The 21,010-nt window shown below is 51.3% G+C and carries 23 protein-coding genes; 17 read left to right on the top strand and 6 right to left on the bottom strand.

From position 1 onward, the window contains the following. Window positions 1-5 precede the first annotated feature (5 nt). From KF839_RS00115 to KF839_RS00100, 4 genes are all read left to right on the top strand, one after another. A complete protein-coding gene (locus tag KF839_RS00115; protein ID WP_292915777.1) occupies window positions 6-248 on the top strand; it encodes a DUF2835 family protein in 243 nt (80 codons plus the stop codon). 91 nt (window positions 249-339) lie between these two features. Further along, window positions 340-2,004 carry an energy-dependent translational throttle protein EttA gene (ettA, locus tag KF839_RS00110; protein WP_292915776.1) on the top strand — a complete coding sequence of 555 codons (1,665 nt, stop codon included), beginning with the start codon at window positions 340-342 and terminating at the stop codon, window positions 2,002-2,004. A 150-nt stretch (window positions 2,005-2,154) separates the two neighbouring features. After that, the gene (locus KF839_RS00105) at window positions 2,155-3,870 is read left to right on the top strand and encodes a SulP family inorganic anion transporter (protein ID WP_292915775.1); all 1,716 of its coding nucleotides are present in this window, start codon (window positions 2,155-2,157) and stop codon (window positions 3,868-3,870) included. Between the two features lie 110 nt (window positions 3,871-3,980). Beyond that, window positions 3,981-4,310, top strand: a complete 330-nt coding sequence (locus tag KF839_RS00100) for a nucleotide pyrophosphohydrolase (protein WP_292915774.1) — start codon at window positions 3,981-3,983, stop codon at window positions 4,308-4,310. Window positions 4,311-4,467: 157 nt separating this feature from the next. Here KF839_RS00100 and KF839_RS00095 read toward each other — a convergent pair whose 3' ends face one another. The 5 genes from KF839_RS00095 to KF839_RS00075 are packed head-to-tail and all read right to left on the bottom strand — an operon-like array spanning window position 4,468 to window position 11,927. Next, window positions 4,468-5,613, bottom strand: coding sequence for a class I SAM-dependent methyltransferase (locus KF839_RS00095; RefSeq protein WP_292915773.1), 1,146 nt, complete (start codon window positions 5,611-5,613; stop codon window positions 4,468-4,470). Then, window positions 5,610-6,083 carry a DUF192 domain-containing protein gene (locus KF839_RS00090; protein WP_292915772.1) on the bottom strand — a complete coding sequence of 158 codons (474 nt, stop codon included), beginning with the start codon at window positions 6,081-6,083 and terminating at the stop codon, window positions 5,610-5,612. Before KF839_RS00090 ends, KF839_RS00095 begins: the two co-directional genes overlap by 4 nt. After that, window positions 6,080-9,280, bottom strand: coding sequence for an efflux RND transporter permease subunit (locus tag KF839_RS00085; protein ID WP_292915771.1), 3,201 nt, complete (start codon window positions 9,278-9,280; stop codon window positions 6,080-6,082). Before KF839_RS00085 ends, KF839_RS00090 begins: the two co-directional genes overlap by 4 nt. After that, entirely contained in the window at window positions 9,277-10,470 is a 1,194-nt protein-coding gene (locus KF839_RS00080; protein ID WP_292915770.1) for an efflux RND transporter periplasmic adaptor subunit, read from the bottom strand. The genes KF839_RS00085 and KF839_RS00080 overlap by 4 nt, the downstream gene beginning before the upstream one ends. A 59-nt stretch (window positions 10,471-10,529) precedes the next feature. After that, entirely contained in the window at window positions 10,530-11,927 is a 1,398-nt protein-coding gene (locus KF839_RS00075; protein ID WP_292915769.1) for an efflux transporter outer membrane subunit, read from the bottom strand. A 163-nt stretch (window positions 11,928-12,090) separates the two neighbouring features. Here KF839_RS00075 and KF839_RS00070 point away from each other — a divergent pair, with 163 nt between their 5' ends. The 5 genes from KF839_RS00070 to KF839_RS00050 all read left to right on the top strand — a co-directional run bounded on the left by KF839_RS00070 (window position 12,091) and on the right by KF839_RS00050 (window position 13,952). After that, window positions 12,091-12,387, top strand: a complete 297-nt coding sequence (locus KF839_RS00070) for a type II toxin-antitoxin system RelE/ParE family toxin (RefSeq protein WP_292916065.1) — start codon at window positions 12,091-12,093, stop codon at window positions 12,385-12,387. Between the two features lie 3 nt (window positions 12,388-12,390). Next, complete coding sequence (locus tag KF839_RS00065) at window positions 12,391-12,675, top strand: helix-turn-helix domain-containing protein (RefSeq protein ID WP_292915768.1); 285 nt, start codon at window positions 12,391-12,393, stop codon at window positions 12,673-12,675. 231 nt (window positions 12,676-12,906) lie between these two features. Beyond that, window positions 12,907-13,266, top strand: a complete 360-nt coding sequence (locus KF839_RS00060) for a hypothetical protein (protein ID WP_292915767.1) — start codon at window positions 12,907-12,909, stop codon at window positions 13,264-13,266. Between the two features lie 9 nt (window positions 13,267-13,275). Continuing rightward, window positions 13,276-13,584, top strand: a complete 309-nt coding sequence (locus KF839_RS00055; RefSeq protein ID WP_292915766.1) for a hypothetical protein — start codon at window positions 13,276-13,278, stop codon at window positions 13,582-13,584. Window positions 13,585-13,790: 206 nt separating this feature from the next. Next, window positions 13,791-13,952 carry a hypothetical protein gene (locus KF839_RS00050; RefSeq protein WP_292915765.1) on the top strand — a complete coding sequence of 54 codons (162 nt, stop codon included), beginning with the start codon at window positions 13,791-13,793 and terminating at the stop codon, window positions 13,950-13,952. Between the two features lie 7 nt (window positions 13,953-13,959). On the opposite strand, the gene KF839_RS00045 is transcribed toward KF839_RS00050, so the two are convergent. Continuing rightward, the gene (locus KF839_RS00045) at window positions 13,960-14,214 is read right to left on the bottom strand and encodes a type II toxin-antitoxin system ParD family antitoxin (protein ID WP_292915764.1); all 255 of its coding nucleotides are present in this window, start codon (window positions 14,212-14,214) and stop codon (window positions 13,960-13,962) included. A 176-nt stretch (window positions 14,215-14,390) separates the two neighbouring features. Here KF839_RS00045 and KF839_RS00040 point away from each other — a divergent pair, with 176 nt between their 5' ends. The 8 genes from KF839_RS00040 (at window position 14,391) to KF839_RS00005 (ending at window position 20,712) form a co-directional block, all read left to right on the top strand. Beyond that, a complete protein-coding gene (locus tag KF839_RS00040) occupies window positions 14,391-14,846 on the top strand; it encodes an HI0074 family nucleotidyltransferase substrate-binding subunit (RefSeq protein WP_292915763.1) in 456 nt (151 codons plus the stop codon). Further along, window positions 14,843-15,160 (top strand): nucleotidyltransferase family protein, encoded by a 318-nt coding sequence (locus KF839_RS00035; RefSeq protein WP_292915762.1) that lies wholly within the window; start codon window positions 14,843-14,845, stop codon window positions 15,158-15,160. Before KF839_RS00040 ends, KF839_RS00035 begins: the two co-directional genes overlap by 4 nt. A gap of 196 nt (window positions 15,161-15,356) precedes the next feature. Beyond that, complete coding sequence (mnmG, locus tag KF839_RS00030; protein WP_292915761.1) at window positions 15,357-17,255, top strand: tRNA uridine-5-carboxymethylaminomethyl(34) synthesis enzyme MnmG; 1,899 nt, start codon at window positions 15,357-15,359, stop codon at window positions 17,253-17,255. Continuing rightward, the gene (gene rsmG, locus KF839_RS00025) at window positions 17,252-17,893 is read left to right on the top strand and encodes a 16S rRNA (guanine(527)-N(7))-methyltransferase RsmG (protein ID WP_292915760.1); all 642 of its coding nucleotides are present in this window, start codon (window positions 17,252-17,254) and stop codon (window positions 17,891-17,893) included. The genes mnmG and rsmG overlap by 4 nt, the downstream gene beginning before the upstream one ends. Further along, a complete protein-coding gene (locus KF839_RS00020; protein ID WP_292915759.1) occupies window positions 17,890-18,648 on the top strand; it encodes a ParA family protein in 759 nt (252 codons plus the stop codon). Before rsmG ends, KF839_RS00020 begins: the two co-directional genes overlap by 4 nt. Window positions 18,649-18,672: 24 nt before the next feature. Next, window positions 18,673-19,512: a ParB/RepB/Spo0J family partition protein gene (locus KF839_RS00015; protein ID WP_292915758.1), complete on the top strand. Its 840-nt coding sequence runs from the start codon at window positions 18,673-18,675 to the stop codon at window positions 19,510-19,512. A gap of 40 nt (window positions 19,513-19,552) precedes the next feature. Continuing rightward, the gene (locus KF839_RS00010; protein WP_292915757.1) at window positions 19,553-19,738 is read left to right on the top strand and encodes a Trm112 family protein; all 186 of its coding nucleotides are present in this window, start codon (window positions 19,553-19,555) and stop codon (window positions 19,736-19,738) included. After that, entirely contained in the window at window positions 19,738-20,712 is a 975-nt protein-coding gene (locus tag KF839_RS00005) for an ADP-ribosylglycohydrolase family protein (RefSeq protein WP_292915756.1), read from the top strand. The genes KF839_RS00010 and KF839_RS00005 overlap by 1 nt, the downstream gene beginning before the upstream one ends. Window positions 20,713-21,010: the final 298 nt, after the last annotated feature.

Here is a 21,010-nt window from a genome sequence, read left to right as displayed (position 1 = left end):
CATACATGCATCAACGCGTCCATGTCATACTGAAAATCCCGGCGTATCAACTTGAGCTTTATTACAGCGGCACGATCGGTACCGTAGCGGCTGAAACCATTGATGGCCGGGTTATCTATTTTCCGGCCAATGTGTTGCGGCAGGTGGTGCAAAGTCATGGCGTGTACGGTACGTTTGAGCTGATGTTTGATGAAAGCAATAAATTCGTGTCGATCCGCCGCGCCGGTCACGATTCGCAAGCGGGTTGATCGCGGCTTTCATTGCACGGTCACGTGCGCTACACTTTCGCTGTTTCCTTAATTCCTTTCTATTTTCAATCAATCAACAAAGATCACTCTCATGGCTCAATACGTAATGTCGATGCTCCGCGTGAGCAAAATGGTTCCACCGAAACGTCAGATTATCAAAGACATATCGCTCAGCTTCTTTCCCGGCGCCAAGATCGGCCTGCTCGGCTTGAACGGTTCCGGCAAATCCACCGTGCTGCGCATCATGGCCGGTGTCGACAAGGAATTTGACGGTGAGGTGCAGCGCTTGCCGAACATCCGCGTCGGTTATCTGCCGCAGGAACCGCAACTGAATCCCGAGCACACCGTGCGCGAGGAAGTCGAGGAAGGCATGGGCGAAGTGATGCAAGCACAAAAAAAACTCGACGAAGTGTACGCCGCGTATGCCGAAGAAGGCGCGGATTTCGACGCCTTGGCGGAAGAACAAGCGCGGCTGGAAGCGATCATCGCCACCGCGGGCAGCGATACCAGCCATCAAATGGAAATCGCCGCCGACGCGTTGCGTTTGCCGCCGTGGGACGCGGTGGTTAAAAATCTGTCCGGCGGGGAGAAGCGTCGCGTGGCGTTGTGCAAGCTGCTGCTGGAGAAACCGGATATGTTGCTGCTTGACGAACCGACCAACCACCTGGATGCCGAATCGGTCGAATGGCTCGAACAATTTCTGGTGCGCTTTCCCGGCACCGTCGTCGCGGTCACGCATGACCGCTACTTTCTCGACAACGCCGCCGAATGGATTCTCGAGCTTGATCGCGGCCACGGCATTCCGTGGAAAGGCAATTACTCCAGCTGGCTGGAACAAAAAGAAGCGCGGCTGGAGCAGGAAAACAAGCAGATCGATGCGCATATGAAAGCGATGAAGCAGGAATTGGAATGGGTGCGGCAAAATCCCAAAGGCCGTCAGGCGAAATCCAAGGCGCGTATCGCCCGCTTTGAAGAACTCAATTCGATGGAATACCAAAAGCGCAACGAAACGCAGGAAATTTTCATCCCGGTCGGCGACCGCCTCGGCAATGAAGTCATTGAGTTTGACGGCGTATCGAAATCCTACGGCGACCGGCTGCTGATCGACAACCTGAACTTCAAGATCCCACCAGGCGCGATTGTCGGGATCATCGGCCCGAACGGCGCGGGTAAATCGACCTTGTTCAAACTGATCACCGGCAAGGAACAACCCGATTCCGGCGAAGTGAAAATCGGTCCGACGGTCAAAATCGCGCATGTCGACCAGGCGCGCGACACGCTGGAAAACGATAAAACCGTGTTCGACGCCATTTCCGGCGGCAACGACAACCTCGTCGTCGGTAAATATACCACCCCGGCGCGGGCGTATCTGGGCCGTTTCAACTTCAAAGGCAGCGACCAGCAAAAAATCATCGGCCAGCTCTCCGGCGGTGAACGCGGGCGCTTGCACCTGGCGCAAACCTTGATCGCCGGCGGCAACGTGCTGCTGCTCGACGAACCGTCCAACGACCTTGACGTCGAAACGCTACGGGCATTGGAAGACGCCCTGCTCGAATTCGCCGGTTGCGTGCTGGTCATCTCTCACGACCGCTGGTTCTTGGATCGTATCGCCACGCACATCCTCGCTGCCGAAGGCGACTCGCAATGGACGTTCTTCAACGGCAACTACCAGGAATACGAAGCCGACAAGAAAAAACGCCTGGGCGAAGAAGGCGCGAAACCGAAACGGATACGGTATAAGCCGATTAGCCGGTAAGATTTGTTTTTTCTATTTGATACTTAGGCAAAGAAACGACAGCTAATCATTGATTACGAAACTATATTGAACCGTTGTATTAAAATACCAAATCTTGTTACCTGTAGCGAGGCTCTTCATAGATAGGTTTGCCATAGTTTCATAACATTTGTGAAAAGAAAAATTTCAAAATCATCTTTCTTTAAATTTGGCCAGGGTCTACTGCCAATCAAAGCTTCCCAGATTCCATCTGAAGTTATTGCCGGATTCACACTTGCTGCTTTGGCGATACCTGTGAATATAGGGTATACGAAGATTGCCGGAACCCCGGTTATCACCGGGCTTTACACCATGCTTCTGCCAGCATTGTTATTTGCATTAGCGGGTGGGTCCCGTCTTCTTGTAGTGGGTGCAGACTCGGCAACGGCGGCTATTCTTGCCGCGGGTCTCATTGGCATGGCAAGCACCGGAACGGATGAATATCTGGCGCTTGCCGGAATTCTTGCTCTTATGGTTGCAGCTTTCATTATTCTGGCGCGAATTATCGGTTTAGCCTTCTTGGCCGATTTTTTGTCACGCTCGGTACTTATTGGTTTTTTGACTGGTGTGGGTATTCAAGTAACCTTGGGGCAGATTTCAAGCATGCTGGGTCTCAAAGGGGGAGGCCATGGAACGCTGCAGAAAATCTGGTTCGATATACAGCAGATTGATGAGATCAATTACAGTGCGCTGAGTGTTGCGCTTATAGTACTCCTGGCAATTTTAGTTGCAAAGAAAATCTCGAAACACATTCCCGGTGCCCTGATTGCAATCATTGGTGCAATAACCGCAAGCTGGATCTTCAACTTTAGCGCATTGATGCCTCTTGTCGGTTCGATTCCCGATGCTCTGCCCCATTTTTTACTGCCACAAGTTAATTGGAGCTGGGATCTTGTTCATAAGCTCCTGCCCATTGCTTTTTCTATGTTTCTTGTCATCCTTGCCCAAAGCGCCGCGACTTCACGCGTTTATGCTGCGCGTTACAATCAACCGTTTGATCAGAATGCTGATTTGAATGGTCTGGCACTCGCGAATATTGGTGCCGGTTTATCCGGAACATTTGTAGTGGCCGGTAGCCCCACGAAAACCCAGATTGTGGATAGCGCGGGTGGCCGTACTCAGCTAACGCATCTAACAGCAGCCGGCATTGTCATATTGGTTTTGCTTTTTTTAACCGGGCCATTAGCTTATATGCCTGAATCCGTGCTGGCGGTGATTGTTTTTTTGACCGGCGTTGAATTGATCAAATTCCGTAAAATGATGGACATCCTTCAAGAAAAGCCATCAGAGTTCTGGATAGCAATGATTACCATGCTGATGGTCATATTTGTCGGAATTGAACAAGGTATCCTGCTGGCGATGGCATTGTCGCTTATCGAACACACTAGGCACGGCTACCGGCCCAAAAATATAGTATTGGAATATACCGAAGACGGCCGCTGGATCACTCACCCGGTAACCAGTAAAATTCAAGCGGTTCCAGGGTTGATGATTTACCGTTTCACGCATAGTATTTATTATGCAAACGCATCGCAACTTTCGAGAGAAATAGAAGCCCTTATACAGGTTCAGAATCCACCGCTGCGCTGGTTTTGCATCGACGCTTCTGCAATTTCCGACATCGATTATACAGCGACAAAAACTCTGAAATCTCTTTCTGATTTACTGGAGAAGAAAGGAATTCGTTTGGTTGTTGCTCAAATACTAGATGACTCCGATGACGATAGGCGTCGCAAGATGCTGGAATTGTTTGGAAAGGATGTTTTTTTTAATACACTGGATGATGTGGTTGCCGCATACATGTTAACCAGCATGAAAAATCAATACTGTCAGCTAATTCCGCACTGAGATATGCAGAATTTCTGAACTAATCGCCAAGTTTTTTAAAGAATGTGGAAACCAGAGTCATCGATCGAACAATGCTCTCGCGACTTGTTATCTAGACAGGATTTTTGCATGTGAGTGATATTAAAGAAATTACCCGAGCGCTTCTTCAATTCCGCGATGAGCGCGATTGGGCGCAGTTTCATAATGCCAAAGATTTGGCGGTGGCGCTGAATATCGAAGCGGCCGAGTTGCTCGAGGTTTTTTTATGGAAAGCGCCGGAGCAGGCGGATGTCGATAGCGTGAAGGAAGAGCTGGCCGATGTGATTACCTTCGCTTTGCTGCTCGCCGACAAATACGACCTCGACGTGAAGCAAATTGTGCTGGAAAAAATGGAGAAAAACGCGCGCAAATATCCGGTGGAGAAATCGAAAGGTAGCGCTAAAAAATATACGGAATTATAGAAAACTCTGATTAATTGACGGCACGAACGAATCACTTCGTTGCGCGGTACTCGTTCCCTCGCCTATCTTGTTGATATGTCTAGGTTGCTGCGTTCCGTGCGCCTCGTGCTTCATTTCGTTCATCGAATTAATCAGAGTTTTCTTAAGTGTATCGCTGCTAATTTGCAGCCAACCGCCACAATGACGTCAATTCCGCCGCGCGGGCGGCATGCAACGGGTCGCTGGTGTCGGCAACTTTTAGGTGGCGCGGTTTGACGTCGGATTTCGATAAAACCTGCAAGCCGGCGGCATCAATTATGTGCAACAATTCTTCGCGGCTGCGCAAGCCCAGGTGTTCGGCAATATCCGACAATATCAGCCAGCCTTCGCCGCCGGGCAATAGGTGATCGCGCAAGCCTTGCAAGAATCCTTGCAGCATGCGGTTTTCCGGGTCGAAAATGGCGTGTTCCAACGGTGAGCTTGGGCGCGCTGGTATCCACGGCGGATTGCATACAATTAATGCCGCTTGCCCTGGCGGAAACAGATCGGCTTCAACTAATTCAATTGCATCGGTTAAGTTCAATCGCGCCAGATTGTCACGCGCGCATTCGAGCGCACGCGGATCGTGATCGGTCGCGACGATGCGCTGAACGCCGCGCTGTGTCAGTGCCACGGCCAGGACGCCGGTGCCGGTGCCGATGTCGAAAGCGATCGACTGCTTATCCAGTATCGTGGGCGATGCTGCTTGCGCGACAAGCTGGACGTATTCGTTGCGGATCGGTGCAAACACGCCGTAATGCGGATGAATGGTGATGCCGAGCGCCGGGATGTCGATGCCCTTCTTGCGCCATTCGTGCGCGCCGATCAATCCTAGCAATTCGCGCAGCGGCGCGATAAACGCTTCGGTACGTGAACCGTATGCATCCCAGCAAGCGCTGCGGACATCCGGCGTGCGGCGCAGCGGAATGCTGAGATCGGCGTTGAACGGGATCAGCAGCTTCTCCAGAATGCGGGCGCGTTGCGATTGCGACAGGCGGTACCGGTGAAATAATTCTACAGGTGTCAGGGTTTCCGGCTTTTTCCTGCGAGCCGGTTTTTTGTTGTCGATACGCCGCGCGATGGCTTGCAGTAATAACTTAGCATTCTGGAAATCGCCACGCCATAACAAAGCGGTCCCTCCGCAAGCCAAACGGTAAGCGGTATCGGCGGGCATGCGATCGTCGGCAACTTGCACGCGTTCCGGCGGCGGTAAACCTTTCTCGCTTTGCCAATAAGCGATTTGTTCTTCGTCGGCTTCTTGCCAGCGCAGCATAGAGTCTTTCATTGCAAAGCGAAACCGGCAGGCTTTGCCGGTAATCCGCGCAATTTGAATCCCGGTTTGATGCCACGCTGGTCAAACCAGCCTTGATTCATTTCCAGCGCATAGCGCACCGGTTTGACCGAGCAATTCGAGCGCTCGGTGTGCGGTTCCATGTTTTTCAGATTGATAATCGCGCCGTCGTCGTCGAGGAATGCGATGGTCAGCGGAATCAACGTATTGCGCATCCAGTAACAGCGGATTTCCGATGCTTGATACACAAACAGCATGCCTTCGTTGACGCCCATCAATTGCCGGTGCATCAGGCCGATGCTGTGTTGTTCGTGCGTTTGCGCCACTTCAGCCTGGATGATGTACATTCCGGCGGTCAATTCGACAATCGGCAGGCGCGGTTGCGGACCATCTTGCGCCAATGCTTGATTGACGAACGGAAAGCCCCAGGCGATTATCACGTTCACCAGCCATAACGGCTTCATGGCTGTTTATTTTCTTGCGATGATTGAGGCGGTTCACTTTGCGGCTGTGGCAATGCTGCGAGTTCCGGCGGCTCGGTGGCGGGCGGCTTGTCACGCCGTCCCAGCTTACCGATCAGTACAAAAAACAGCGGTACGAAAAAAATTGCCAGGAAGGTCGCCGCCAGCATGCCGCCAAATACGCCGGTGCCGATTGAATGGCGACTGGCTGCGCCCGCGCCGGAAGCGATCACCAGTGGCAACACGCCCAGAATGAAAGCCATCGACGTCATGATGATGGGGCGGAACCGAAGCCGCGCTGCATCAAGCGCCGCCTCGGTTAATGGCATTCCGGCTGCGCGGCGCTGATTGGCGAATTCCACAATTAAAATGGCGTTTTTGGCGGCCAATCCGATCAAAGTCACCAATCCAATCTGGAAATAAATGTCATTGGTCAGACCTCTTGTCCAGATTGCCAGGAATGCCCCCAGGATTCCGAAAGGAATGGCTAAGATAACGGCGAATGGAATAGACCAGCTTTCGTACAAAGCGGCCAGTACCAGAAATACCATCAGTAAAGCAAAGGCGAACACATAAACCGATTGTCCGCTGGCCTTGCGTTCTTGCAGCGAGATTCCGCTCCAGTCGATCGAATAACCTTTGGGTGTCAGGATTTCATCGGCGACTTGCTGCAATGCTTCAAGCGCCTCTCCCGAACTGTAGCCGGGCGCCGCTCCGCCCAAGATGAGCGCGGAATTGAATCCGTTGAAATGCGTCACGGGATCCGGACCGCTGTTAAACTCGGTGGTGACGACCGAATCCAGTGGAATCATCGTCGTGGTTGTACCTGTCCGGGCGCGCACATAGATCTTGCTGATATCATCCGGGTTGGAACGGTACTCCGGCAACGCTTCAGTTTGTACCCGGTAGATACGGCCGAATTTTACAAAATCATTGACATACAGATTACCAAAATAAGCCTGCATGGTATCGAATATTTCCGAAATCGGAACGCCCAGCGCCTTGGCGCGTTCGCGGTCTACCGTAGCAAACAACCGGGGTGCGCTGATGCGAAAATTGGTGCTGGCAACCGCGATGGCCGGGTGTTCGGTGGCTCTGGCGGTAAACTCCTGCGCCACTGCGGCAAATTCGGCGAAATCTCCTCCGGCGGGATCCTGCAGTTGCGCTGAAAAACCGCCGGTGGAGCCCAATCCGCTGATCGAGGGAGCATTGAAAGCTAGCACCAACGCTTCCGGAATTTTGGCAAACTCCTGGTACGCCGAGGCAATCAGACTGGATACCTGTTCACCGGCATGCCTGCGTTCATCCCAGTGATGCAGCGGGATAAACATTGTCGCTTGATTCGTGCCACGAGTGCCGAAAACGAAATTCTGACCGGCCAGGGTGTCGGTTGAGTGAACGGCGGGAATTCCTTGGAAATATCCTTCGATTCTTTCTAAAACCTCGATGGTGCGCGTCAATGAAGCGCCATCCGGCAATTGCACCACTGTAATGAAATATCCTTGATCCTCTTCCGGAAGAAAACTTCCGGGAACCGTTTTGAACAGACCCACGATCACCCCGATCAGCATTATAAAAATGGCGATCGCAATCATGGATCGCTTAATGACGATGTTGACCGTTCCGACATAACCCGCTTGCGCCCGGTCAAAAAGCCGGTTGAATGTTTTCCAGAATCGCCCGGAAGTGCCATGATTGGGTTTGAGCACTAAGGCGCATAACGCAGGACTGAGGGTCAGCGCTACAAATCCGGAAATAGCCACAGATAGCGCAATGGTGATGGCGAACTGTTTATACAGCTCACCTGTAATACCGCCCAGGAACGCCACAGGTACAAACACAGCGGCCAGCACCAACACAATTGCGATGACCGGCCCGGTTACCTCGCTCATGGCTTCTTTTGCCGCATCCCGGGGCGAGAGACCGCCTTGCGTCATATGGCGCTCGACATTTTCCACGACCACAATCGCATCGTCCACAACGATACCGATGGTCAGAACCATACCGAAAAGTGTCAGCGTATTGATCGAGAATCCTAGCGCATCCATGCCAGCCAGCGTTCCGATCAACGAAATGGGAACCGCGATCGCCGGAATGAGTGTGGCGCGCCAGCTTTGCAAGAAGAGAAAAACGACCAGGATCACTAATATCATAGCTTCAGCCAGCGTCTTGACCACTTCCCTGATGGAAACTTCGATGAATGTCGTCGTATCGTACGGGACATCGTAAGACACGCCGGCTGGGAAGCTGTGGGCGAGATTGTCCATTTCTGTACGTATCCGTTTAACGGTGTCGAGTGCGTTCGCGCCGGGTGACAAAAAGGTCAGTAAAAAAGTATTGGGTTTGCCATTCCACCGTCCTTGCAGATCGTAGGATTGAGCGCCCAGTTCCACGCGCGCAACGTCGCGCATCCGCACCATTGCGCCGTCCGGGTGAGCGCGGATAATCATGTCTTCGAATTCGCTTACTTCGCTCATGCGGCCACGCGTAATAACCGGAATAGTCAGCTCCGTGCCTTTCGATGTGGGTTCCCGCCCTATTCTGCCGGCTGGAAAATCGCGGTTCTGTTCCCGTACCACCGCTGCAATTTCGGTGGGCGTAATATTAAGTTGCGCCATACGCACGGGGTCGAGAATCAGCCGCATGGAATAATTCTGCCCGCCAAAAATGATCGCATCTCCAACACCGGGCAGCCGTTTAACATTATCGAGAATACGCAGTAACGTATAGTTCGAGAGAAAAACGGTGTCATGCTTGGGATCCGTTGAGCTCAACGCGATAACCGCCAATAAATCGGGGGATGTTTTTTTAACGGTAATGCCTTGACGCACCACTTCATCGGGCAATTGCGGTTCGGCCAGGCGCTGCCGGTTTTGCGTTTGTACTTGTGCAATGTCGATATCGGTGCCGATTTCGAACGTGAGCTTCATGGTCATGTGCCCGTCGTTCGTACTGGTCGATTCATAATATAAAAGATTATCGATCCCGGGGAGCTGCACCTCGATCGGGCGTGCCACGGCTTCCGCTACCACTTCCGCGCTGGCGCCCGGATAATCCGCATCGATCTGCACCATCGGCGGCGTGATCTGCGGAAATTGCGCAATAGGTAATTTTTGCAGGGCGACTAAGCCGATGACAACAATGATAATGGACAGTACGGACGCAAAAATAGGCCGGTCGATAAAGAAATGAGAATTCATGGCGTACTTTGCAGGTTGGATTGCTCGGCATCAGGCGTTGCAGTGATTGTTTTTTTCTGGTGTGCGACAGGATCGACTTTGGCGCCCGGAAGAATCCGGAAGAAACCCTCCACGACTACGCGTTCCCCCGGACGCAAACCTTCTTCGATCAGCCATTCTTTGCCACGCCACATGCTGGCTCTAATCGCTCTAAGTTCCACCTTATCTTCCTTGTCAACGACATAGACAAATGAACCGCTGGGTCCTTGTTGCACCGCGCGTTGCGGGATTAGGATGGCATCGGTGCGGGTATAGCCTTTGATGCGGATTTTGACGAACTGACCGGGATAAAAATAAGATTGTCCCGGAGCAAAAGCGCCTTCAGGGTTGGGAAATACAAATCGCCCTTGCAATGTGCCGGTTTCTGGCCGTAATGCGACATCTGCAAAATCGAGTACACCTTCTTGCGGATAGACGCTGCCATCCATGAAAGTCATCACACCGCGCAGTTGAAAAATATCCGGTCGCTCCACCTTATGCTCTGCGAGTTCGCGACGGCGACGGAGCAGGTAACTTTCGGGCACGCTGACATTGACGTACATCGGATCAAGCTGATCGATTGTCGCGAGAAGCGTTTCCTGAGCGGAAATCAATCGCCCTTCATAGAACTGGCTGCGGCCGATCCGGCCGTTTACCGGTGCTGTAATGATCGTATTATCCAGATCGAATTTGGCTTTGATCAAATCGTTTTGTGCGGCTTCCAGTGCGGCTTTGGCTCCCCGCACTTCCGCCTGTGCGTCATCCACATTTTTCTTGCTGACCGCTTGCTGCTCAAGCAGCGGGAGCACGCGCGCCAAATCCTGCTTAGCCAGGTCGAGCCGGGCCTGAGCTTGGGCCACCTTGGCTTTACTGCTCAGATAAATTGCATTAAAGGGCACAGGATCAATGAGATATAGCCGGTCGCCCCGCTTAATGTTGCGCCCTTCGATAAAAAAGACTTTCTTGATGATTCCGCTGACTTGCGAACGGATCTCGACCGGGCGAAAAGCTTCCGTTTGCCCGATAAATTCGGGTTCATCCTGAACCGCCTGCGTGGTTACGGTGATTACTTCGACTTGCGGAGCAGGGGCGGAGGAATTCTCAGGTGGTTTTTCAGCGCAGCCGGCCAGAAGAATCAGGCATACTCCGATGCTCAAATAAATTTTATTCATATTTTTCCTCTTGCTGATGCAAGCGAACTCAGTAGAGTTTTACTTTGTTTGCCTCATGATCATTTGCTGTATTCCGGCGACCATCCGCCTCCCAAGGCATTATATAACTGAACAATCGATACCAAATGCAGACGCTGCGTTGCACTCAGGGAAAATTCGGCGTCGAACAGCGTGCGTTTGGCGAGCAACACATCGACATAACTGGTAATACCGCCCTGATAGCGCAGATTTGCCACATGCAGAGCCGAATGCAATGCCTCCACTCGCTGCTGCTGCGCTTTGATTTGTTCATTGGCGGTGCGAATGGCTACCAATGTATCTTCCACTTCTTTGAATGCAATTAAAATCGTTTGTTCGTATTGCGCCAATGCTTGTCTTGCCTGCGCTTCCGCGGCGCGCTGCTCAAAACCCAGGCTTTGCGCATTAAGTAACGGGCCTGCCAAGCCGAGCCCGCCCACGCCAAACTCGCTGCCGGAAAGCAGCAGATTGGATAAAGCCGGACTGGCTACCCCTAGAAAACCGGTAATGGAAAGTTTGGGAAAGCGCGCTGCTTTAGCTACGCCGATTCTGGCGGTGGCTGCTGCCAGGCTTTGCTCGGCTTGAAGAATGTCCGGGCGGCGTTGCAGTAATTCGGAAGGCAACCCTGCGGGCACTTCCGGCGGAATCACTTGATCCGTCAAGGCGCGTCCTCGAACTATCGATATTGGGCTTCTTCCCAGCAATACACTGAGTTCATTCTCCTTCTGCACCATACCGCGCTCGAGCTCGGCCACCCGGGAAGCGGCATTCGCACGCTCCGCTTCGAATTGATCCAGATCAAGGCGTGAAATAATGCCGCCTTGCAGTTGCGCGCGCGAGATAGCGACGGATTCTTCCCAGGAAGCCAAAGCGCGATGCGCAATTTCGAGTTGAATATCAAACTGCAATAGGTCGAAATAGGATTGCGCCACTGCGCTGATCAGCGTCAGCACGATTGCACGGCGATTCTCTTCCCGTGCCATCAGCTCAGCGCGGGCAGCTTCGTTGGAACGGCGAATCCTGCCCCAGATATCCAATTCCCAGTTCAAAGTCGTTTGTCCGAAATAGTTGAACGGGGTTGCAAACCCGGGGCGCAGAAATCCACCCAGCGTACCGAATGCTGGTGCATTGGCGCTGATATCCATGTTGGGAACAAAATCCATGAACGCAATGCGTGAACGCGCCTGAAATTCCTCCACGCTGGCCACTGCCCGTTTAAGATCCTTGTTTTCCTGTAACGCTTGCCGGATCAGGTATTGCAGCGTTTCATCCTGCAGCAATTCCCACCATGGCAAATTGGCGATGGATTCAGCCTCCGTCTCCGACAATCGAAACTTCTCGGCAGTATCCACTTGCGGACGAATAAAGTCCGGTCCCATCGCACAAGCGGTGAGGAACAGAATGGGGAAAATGAGCAAGATACGAAGCCGGCGGTGCATGAATTTTATTTGAACATTGAAAACGACAGTTAAATGAATTATAAAAATTGATAGCTATGAGATGATTATAGACTATTGACGATATCTTTCCTTGTTTTCCGCCTTTCTGCAAGCGCGAGTGCGCTTGATTGTTTTTTTTAAGCAAATGCACAATGAATAGGTTATCAGATTTATCCGCAATGATCTCAGAAGTTTTCCTGAAGAAGTGCGCCGTGAAGCTGGTTTTCAACTTGATGCGGTGCAACGCGGCGGAATGCCGTCTGATTTTAAACCTATGTTGAATATCGGTGCCGGTGCTTACGAAATTCGGCTGCATATCAAGGGAGAATGGCGAATTATTTATGTCGCAAAAATAACTAATGTGATTTATGTCTTGCACGCATTCCAAAAAAAGACCCAGAAAACAAGGCGAAAAGACATAGAACTGGCGATCCGCCGCTTTCGACAAATAGGAGATTAAATCATGAATGAAGAACCGGTAACTGATTCCAGCGGCAATGTTTTCGCCGACCTTGGTTTCTCCGCCGAAGAATCCACATTGCTTGCCATGCGAGCGGAATTGATGGCGCGTTTGCGCGATACCATCAAGCAACGCGACTGGACCCAGCAAGGGGCCGCAGAAAAATTGGGCATTGGGCAATCCCGCGTATCCGACCTGATGCGCGGCAAATGGGAAAAATTCAGCCTGGACATGCTGATAACATTGACCACTCGCACGGGGCAGCATGTGGGGTTGGTTGTTGGGTGAAAGCGATTGACCGGTGTGCCAGTTGAATGTTCTGCAATAAACCTGGTTCGAGCCCCCTTGCTGATGCTTTTATCAAATGTGTTATATTGAAAACATAGTTGACGTATTTTTAGTAAGATAATGAAAATAGCATACTGTTTTTATTTGCTAATTTTATCTTTGACGCATTATATTGCGTTATTTTGGATGTTTAATTTTTGTTAGGCTTTAGTCATCATCAAGGAGAAATCTATGCAATCGATGAAAATGGGTTTCATGTCATATGTCGCTCTAGCCATGTCTGTCATTGCCTCACAGGTAGTTATGGCGGAGAATCCTCCATCTAATGAGGATGTTGAGAAAAGTATCAAGATTAAATCTGATGAGGCAATCCAACAACTCGAGAAAGCTGGGGTAATGCCACAACACCTTCGCCCCACGATTCATGGAATAAAGAAACTGGGATGTGCTGCTGCACGGGGAGAAGCTGGATACATTTGCGATGTCGAATCAGATGTCTTCACACCTGCCACTGGACGGATAAAGGCTGTTGAAAAATACCGACTCGTAAAGAAAAGCGACGGTTGGGTTTCTATCGGCAAGGTGGAATGAGGTAAGCACATGGAATTCAATGAGGACAGCTACCCCCGAATCAAAACAGCCTGTATGAACCGCCAAGAAATTGAGTTTCTTGCGCCAATTGCTGTTACTGCGTTTGAGAAAAGTTCTGCTCCTGAAGAATGGACGGCTTACCCACCATGCTTGCTACCCCCAGAAGGTTATGCCTACGTATTGGCGAATGCTGGAAATGATGCAAGAGGATCGCTAATGAAATTGGAGCTCTTGATTTATCTTGATCATGGACGCGTTTTTTATAAAGCGGCTGACAATCAGCATGTTGCTATTAAGGTAACGTGGCCCAAAGCCTAATACTGTGATGCAGAGGGCGCTGCCGGATAAAGTCGCGCAGAACCTCTTATCTCAAACGTTAATTTGTCAAATGTGCTTGGATATCTAAAAGAAATATCAAGAATTGTAAATCACTTAAATGACTTACGTTTGCATGTAAAATTTAACAGTGATCGTGTTTTCCGAGCATTGCCTTTCTGCTGAAAAGTCGGTTTTTGGTGAATGGAATGATCAGAAAATCGTCCGGTTCCGGTGAAATGAGAATTTTCAGTCAGAATTTCAAAGCAATGATTGAGTCCATCGCGATAAAATCTCGCCTGTTCGATGCTAAAAGTCTGAATGGTAAAATCAGCAATATCGGACAGGTCGGCGACCGCCCGATTGGTTAGCAGGAATTTAGCCACGCTTATTTTTAGAACGCTGCTCGGCTTCTTCCCAAATCTGGCCAACCGTCTTATTGCTTACGCCGCTCTCCAATCCATCCTGAATGGCTTGTTTTAATGCCAGAAACTGCGCATTTTGTTCCTGATCGCGGCGTACCAGATCACGGATATATTCGCTGTCATTGGTGAAGCCGCCAGCTGCAATTTGTGTTTTGATCCATTGATCTTGCTTGTCGGTTAATGTAATCGTTTTTCGTATGGTTGCCATGTTGATTTTCAAGTATTGAGTGAATTAATCATACTATTGATGCAGTATTGCATGGTAGCACTGTCTGAAAATTTTTGAGTATTTTTGCAACCGGTTTATCCGGTAATCGAGCTTCGCAAATTGACTGTATGCCTGGGATTGTTGATGAAGACAAATTTGCCCCTTTTCAAGGATCAATGAAAAATATGATATTCTCGAATCCACATTTATTCAGCGCTCCGTCCATGTCTCTCGATATTTCTTCTTTAACGAATGCCATTACCCGATTGGCGGAAGGCTGGGTGCGCTATCAATCCGATATCAGCGACACGCAGATCCGCGATGGCTTGATTCAGCGCCTTAAAATTACCTACGAGCTTGCACATAAAATGCTCAAGCGCTACCTGGAAGCATCGGCAGCCAATCCGGTGGAGTTTGACCAAGCCGATTTTCATTATTTGATACATTCCGCCAATGAACAGGGTCTGTTGCTCGGAGATTGGGCGCAATGGCGGCGGTATCGGGATATGCGGGCAAAAACCAGCCATACGTATGATGAGGCCATTGCGCGCGAGGTGGTGGATGCGATTCCGAATTTTCTGAAGGAAGCGCAATATCTGCATCAGCAATTGACGCAACGTTTGGCAAAATGAGCGACCGGCCACCGATTACCGTATCCGAAGCCGATTGGCTGGTCATACGAGACATTTTGCGTGCACATGTTCCGGATTGTGCCGTGTGGGCTTTCGGTTCCCGCGCGACCGGCCGCGCCAAGCAATACTCCGATCTGGATTTGGCGATCAACGGGGGAAAGCCGCTTGGAATAGATTTGGCTGCACAATTGACGGAAGCTTTCGCGGAATCGGATCTGCCTTACAAAGTGGACATCGTCGATTGGTCAACGGCGAGTGAGGCTTTTAAAAAGGTGATCGAACGCGATAGAGTGGTTGTGCAGGTATTGCTTTGACGCAAGAATGATGGGAGCTTGATACTGCTCGTATCCGCCAATTCTTTGTAACTTCCGCTTGCTTTCATTCTGGCCCACCACCTATAATCGCATTCAAACTTTTCAACCTTTTGGCTAATTATGCAAAAAGGTTTCACGTGAAACATTCCAGCGGATTTTCTTTCGTATCACTCGGATTTTCAATAATTTTAGGACAATGAATCATCATTCGGATTTTGACATTATTGTAGTTGGCGGCGGGCATGCCGGGACGGAAGCGGCGCTGGCGGCGGCGCGGATGGGCTGCAAGACGTTATTGTTGACGCATAATATCGAAACCATCGGGCAGATGTCGTGCAATCCGTCGATCGGCGGTATCGGCAAGAGTCATTTGGTCAAGGAAATCGATGCACTCGGCGGCGCGATGGGATTGGCGGCGGATGAGGCAGGGATTCAGTTTCGCGTGTTGAATTCGAGCAAAGGCCCGGCGGTCAGGGCGACGCGCGCGCAGGCCGATCGGGTATTGTACAAGCAAGCGATCCGTAGTCGGGTTGAGAATCAACCGAATTTGCGCGTGATGCAGCAAGCGGTGGACGATTTAATCATCGAGCGGGATCGCGTGGTTGGGGTGGTGACGCAGTTGCAATTGCAAATCCGCGCGCGTGTTGTGATTCTGACGGTTGGCACGTTCCTCGCCGGATTGGCGCATATCGGCAAAACCCACTTCAAAGCAGGCCGCGCGGGTGATCCGCCGGCGTTGACGTTGGCGCAGCGCTTGCGCGACATGGAATTTCCAGCGGGACGTTTGAAAACCGGCACGCCGCCGCGTATCGACGGCCGCAGCATGGATTATTCCAAATTATTGGAACAACCCGGCGATCAACCGGCGCCGTTTTTTTCGTTGATCGACACCGGCATCCGGCATCCGCGCCAGATTTCGTGCTGGATCACGCACACCAATGCCGAAACGCACGATATCATCCGCGACGGTTTGGTCGATTCGCCGTTGTATACCGGGAAAATCGAAGGCGTTGGGCCACGTTATTGCCCGTCGATCGAGGACAAGGTCGTGCGCTTTTCCGAGCGTGCATCGCACCAGATTTTTCTTGAGCCGGAAGGGTTACATACGCATGAAATTTACCCGAACGGTATTTCGACCAGTTTGTCGTTCGACGTGCAGGTCGAGCTGATTCATTCGATTGCCGGACTGGAAAACGCACATATCACGCGCCCCGGCTACGCGATCGAGTACGATTATTTCGATCCGCGCAATTTGAAGCGTTCGTTGGAAACCAAAACCATCGAAAATCTGTTTTTCGCCGGACAAATCAACGGCACTACCGGTTACGAAGAAGCCGCTGCGCAAGGATTGCTGGCAGGCATTAATGCCGCGCTGAAGGTTCATGAAAAAGAAGCCTGGTCGCCGCAACGTCACGAAGCTTATCTCGGCGTAATGGTTGACGATTTGGTGACGTCCGGCGTGACGGAACCGTACCGCATGTTTACCAGCCGTGCCGAATACCGCTTGCAGTTGCGTGAAGACAATGCCGATTTGCGTTTGACCGAAACCGGCAGAAAACTCGGTCTCATCGGCGATCAGCGGTGGAGCGCGTTTTCAGTCAAGCAAGAAGCTATTATCAAGGAACAACAACGACTCGATTCGATCCGGGTATTCCCGGGCACTCTGCCGGAGCAGGATGCGATGCGTGTGCTCGGTAAAGGCATTGAGCGCGAATATACTTTGGCCGAATTGCTGAAACGCCCGGATGTAACCTATGCAACGCTGATGACGTTGCCCGGCGCGGGCGAAGCGGTCATCAACGCGCAAGTTGCCGAACAGGTGGAAATTCAAGCCAAATACTACGGCTATATTCAGCGTCAGCAGGAAGAAGTGGTGCGCCAGGCGCAATACGAAAATACGTTATTGCCGAAGGATATCGATTACCGCGCGGTGAAAGGCTTGTCGAACGAAGTGCAGCAGAAATTGAATCTGCACAAGCCGGAGACCGTCGGGCAAGCATCGCGCATCTCCGGCGTAACGCCGGCGGCGATTTCGTTGTTGCTGGTGCATTTGAAACGCGGATTTGCGCCAGACGGCAAACAACAGACTGCATGAGTCTGTTGCCGCAAATCGAGCAGTCGTTGCGGGCGCTGGATAGCCATTTCAGCGTTGAAACGGGGCAGCTTTCCGAAAGTATTGAACGCTATTTATTGTTGCTTGAGAAGTGGAACCGGGTGCATAACCTGACGGCGATCCGCGATCCGCGCGACATGCTGGTGCAGCATGTGCTCGATAGCTTGGTGGTGCTGCCACATATTCACGGGCCGCAGATCGTCGATGTCGGTACCGGTGCGGGGTTACCGGGCATACCGATTGCGCTGGCGAAACCCGATTGGCAGGTGATGCTGGTGGAAAGCAATCAAAAGAGAGCCGCATTTTTGCAGCAGGCTAAGATCGAATTAAAATTGCAGAATATTCAAATCATGGCGCAACGCATCGAACAGATCGAAGCAAAACCGGCGAATACCATTGTCTCGCGCGCATTCTCGGAATTGGGTGAGTTTATTGCGCTAACCCGGCAATGGGCGGCGGCAAACAGCGATTGCCGCTGGGCGGCGATGAAAGGTAATTGCACGAAGCAAGAGCGGCGGCAGATACAAGCGCCGTTTGCAATTGAAAACATCGTAACGCTCCATGTACCCGGATTGGAAGCGATGCGTCAATTAATCATCATCAGGCACGAACGGCCATGACCAAAATACTTGCGATTACCAATCAAAAAGGCGGCGTCGGTAAAACCACCACCAGCGTGAATCTGGCCGCCAGCTTGGCCGCTGCGGATAAATGCGTGCTGCTGATCGATCTCGACCCGCAAGGTAACGCCACGATGGGTAGCGGTACCAATAAGCAGATGGTCAAAACCACGGTCTATCATGTGTTGCTTGGCAGCGCGGGTATCCGCGAGGCATTGGTGAGTGAAACGCAAGGAAAATACGATTTGATTCCCGCCAACCGTGATTTGGCCGGTGCCGAAGTCGAAATGGTCGATTTTCCGCAACGTGAAGCGCGGCTGAAAACAGCCTTGGAAGATATTCAGTTTGAGTACGATTATATTTTGATCGATTGTCCGCCTGCCCTAAATTTGCTGACATTGAACGGTTTATGTGCGGCGCATGCGGTGATGATTCCGATGCAATGCGAATATTACGCGCTCGAAGGCTTGAGTGACTTGGTTAATACCATCAAGCGGGTACGCGGCAGTTTCAACCCGGCGTTGCGCATCGAGGGACTGCTGCGCACCATGTTCGACCCGCGCAATATCCTGGCGCAGCAAGTATCCGATCAATTGAAAAAACATTTCGGCGATAAAGTTTACCGCACTGTGATTCCACGCAATGTGCGCTTGGCGGAGGCGCCCGGCTTCGGCTTGCCGGTGATGTATCACGATGAGCAATCGAAGGGTGCGCAGGCCTACTTGGATTTGGCGAAGGAGATTATAAATGCGTGATTACGATCACAAGGAAGCGGCACTATGACCAAGCAGATAGGCTTAGGACGCGGTTTGGATGCATTGCTGGCGAGCACTGGTGCCGAAGGTGTGGTGGATGAACCATTGCAGAATTTGGCTATCACCAAGCTGCAGCCTGGCAAATATCAGCCGCGAACCAATATGGATGAAGCGGCGCTGACGGAATTGGCCGAATCGATCAAAGCGCAGGGTATTATGCAGCCGATTCTGGCACGGCCGGTTGCCGACGATCGCTTTGAAATTATCGCCGGAGAGCGCCGCTGGCGTGCCGCGCAGTTGGCCGGGTTGACGGAAGTACCGGTATTGATCCGCAAAGTACCGGATGAATCGGCATTGGCCATGTCGTTGATCGAGAACATTCAGCGTGAAAATTTGAATCCACTCGAACAAGCGCTCGGGATTCAGCGCCTGATCAACGAATTCGGCATGACCCATCAAACTGCGGGAACAGCGCTCGGTAATTCGCGCAGCACCATTTCCAATTTGTTGCGGTTATTGAATTTATCCCTGCCGGTACAGGAATTGATGATGCAAGGCAAGATCGACATGGGGCATGGCCGGGCGTTATTATCACTGAATGCCGCACAACAAATCCGGATTGCCAACGTGATTGTGCACAAGCAATTGTCGGTGCGCGAAACGGAAAAAATGGTCAATCAACTGGAACAACCGGTAGCGAAAAAAATTACAAAGCCCGATCGCGATCTACTGCGGTTGCAAGAAGATGTATCCGAGCGCTTGGGAGCGCAGGTGGCGATCAAGCCGAAAAAAAATGGCCAAGGCAATATCGTAATTCACTATACAAGCTTGGACCAACTGGATGACATACTGCGCAAGTTATAAAATAGCCGGTCGACACAATTAAAGAGAGCAAGGAAAAATTATGGATGCACGATTATTGGATATTTTGGTCTGCCCGTTGTGCAAGGGACCGCTGATTTACAAAAAAGAAGACAAGGAATTGATTTGCAAGCCGGATCGGTTAGCGTTTCAAATCAAGGACGGTATTCCGGTAATGCTCGTCGATGAGGCGCGCCGGATTCCCGACGAAGTCGAGATTGATAACTGATGAATACCAATATTCGCTTAACGCCTCGGGTAGCCGCGATTATGGGTGCATTGGTGGCGGATGCCGCCGCGCTCGGGTTGCATTGGCTATACGATGCCGAACGCATCGCGCAGATTGAGAAAACCAAAGGATTGGTGTTTCTGCCGCCTTGCGCGGAGGATTACGAAGGCGTCAGCGGTTACTTTGCGCATGACCGGAAAACCGTAGGCGACTCGTCGGGTTACGGCGAATTGTGTTGGCTGATGCTGCGGCATATTGCGCAACATGGCCAATTCGACCGTGTCGCTTATCAGACCGAGTACCGCAGTTATTTCGGTCCGGGTGGTGCTTATACCGGCTATGTCGATTCGCCGACGCGGCAAACTTTGCAGACCTTGTTAGCGTTGAAACCCGAAGAATTTCCGGAGAACTCAGGCGCCGATGACGATCAGTTCGCCGCATTGGCGGCATTGCCGGTAGTTGTTGCGACGCATAGCGGATCGCATGAAGCATTGAGTATTAAAATCGAACAGGTGGTGCGCTTAACCAACGATAACGATACCGCTGTAGCAGCGGCGCATTATGCCGGTATGGTGCTATTTCAAGTGTTAGGCGGTATGCCGGTCGCAAAGGCGCTGACTGCATCGCTGCCGTATGCAAATGCATCCGTGAAACCACTATTGGAGGAATCGCTGCAAGCTAAAATCTTTGACGGTGCAGCCATCGGCAAGCGCTTCGGCATTGCTTGCCATGTGCTCGAGGGCCTGCCGCTGATCGCGCATATCGCCAATCATGCGCCCGATTATCGTACCGCCATCGAAGAAAATATTCGCATCGGTGGCGATAGCTGCGGTCGCTCAATTATGCTCGGTGCGATCATGGCTGCGCATACCACGCAACAAAACGATTTCAATTCAATACCGCTGGAGTGGATGGGATGCTTGCGCAATTTGAAGGCTATCACAGAGGCCTGTGCGCGACTCTCGTTCCAATAGATGATTTGAATATAGATGGTTACGGCTATACTTTGCCCCGCCTTATCTTTCCACCTATCGATGATTTGATCGTTCTTCAACCAGTAACTTGCTTTTAATGATCAGCGTTTGTTCGGCGTTACAAGGTTGATCTATCGCGCACATGAGATAGCGGTTTATTCTTTGTTTGTTGACAGTACTCGCTCTCTCGCCTATCTGATTGATATACCTATATTACTGTGTTCCGTGCGCCTCGCACTTCATCACGGTCGTTAAATTAATCAATATTTCCTTAATTCTAACCGTGGCTGCTGGGTTG

The sequence above is a fragment of the Nitrosomonas sp. genome, from assembly GCF_019635155.1.
Lineage (GTDB): Bacteria > Pseudomonadota > Gammaproteobacteria > Burkholderiales > Nitrosomonadaceae > Nitrosomonas.
The sequence above is the reverse complement of the archived record's forward strand: the minus strand, read 5'-3'. Positions and strand labels throughout refer to the sequence as shown.

Bases quoted from the DNA above. Each gene is read 5' to 3' on its own strand.
- rsmG (WP_292915760.1), top strand. From the start codon at position 17,252: ATGAGTCTGTTGCCGCAAATCGAGCAGTCGTTGCGGGCGCTGGATAGC.
- KF839_RS00060 (WP_292915767.1), top strand. From the start codon at position 12,907: ATGCAATCGATGAAAATGGGTTTCATGTCATATGTCGCTCTAGCCATG.
- KF839_RS00040 (WP_292915763.1), top strand. From the start codon at position 14,391: ATGAAAAATATGATATTCTCGAATCCACATTTATTCAGCGCTCCGTCC.
- KF839_RS00115 (WP_292915777.1), top strand. From the start codon at position 6: ATGCATCAACGCGTCCATGTCATACTGAAAATCCCGGCGTATCAACTT.
- KF839_RS00065 (WP_292915768.1), top strand. From the start codon at position 12,391: ATGAATGAAGAACCGGTAACTGATTCCAGCGGCAATGTTTTCGCCGAC.
- KF839_RS00020 (WP_292915759.1), top strand. From the start codon at position 17,890: ATGACCAAAATACTTGCGATTACCAATCAAAAAGGCGGCGTCGGTAAA.
- KF839_RS00090 (WP_292915772.1), bottom strand. From the start codon at position 6,083: ATGAAGCCGTTATGGCTGGTGAACGTGATAATCGCCTGGGGCTTTCCG.
- KF839_RS00055 (WP_292915766.1), top strand. From the start codon at position 13,276: ATGGAATTCAATGAGGACAGCTACCCCCGAATCAAAACAGCCTGTATG.
- KF839_RS00045 (WP_292915764.1), bottom strand. From the start codon at position 14,214: ATGGCAACCATACGAAAAACGATTACATTAACCGACAAGCAAGATCAA.
- KF839_RS00005 (WP_292915756.1), top strand. From the start codon at position 19,738: ATGAATACCAATATTCGCTTAACGCCTCGGGTAGCCGCGATTATGGGT.
- KF839_RS00050 (WP_292915765.1), top strand. From the start codon at position 13,791: ATGATCAGAAAATCGTCCGGTTCCGGTGAAATGAGAATTTTCAGTCAG.
- mnmG (WP_292915761.1), top strand. From the start codon at position 15,357: ATGAATCATCATTCGGATTTTGACATTATTGTAGTTGGCGGCGGGCAT.
- KF839_RS00075 (WP_292915769.1), bottom strand. From the start codon at position 11,927: ATGCACCGCCGGCTTCGTATCTTGCTCATTTTCCCCATTCTGTTCCTC.
- KF839_RS00095 (WP_292915773.1), bottom strand. From the start codon at position 5,613: ATGAAAGACTCTATGCTGCGCTGGCAAGAAGCCGACGAAGAACAAATC.
- KF839_RS00080 (WP_292915770.1), bottom strand. From the start codon at position 10,470: ATGAATAAAATTTATTTGAGCATCGGAGTATGCCTGATTCTTCTGGCC.
- ettA (WP_292915776.1), top strand. From the start codon at position 340: ATGGCTCAATACGTAATGTCGATGCTCCGCGTGAGCAAAATGGTTCCA.
- KF839_RS00015 (WP_292915758.1), top strand. From the start codon at position 18,673: ATGACCAAGCAGATAGGCTTAGGACGCGGTTTGGATGCATTGCTGGCG.
- KF839_RS00035 (WP_292915762.1), top strand. From the start codon at position 14,843: ATGAGCGACCGGCCACCGATTACCGTATCCGAAGCCGATTGGCTGGTC.
- KF839_RS00010 (WP_292915757.1), top strand. From the start codon at position 19,553: ATGGATGCACGATTATTGGATATTTTGGTCTGCCCGTTGTGCAAGGGA.
- KF839_RS00085 (WP_292915771.1), bottom strand. From the start codon at position 9,280: ATGAATTCTCATTTCTTTATCGACCGGCCTATTTTTGCGTCCGTACTG.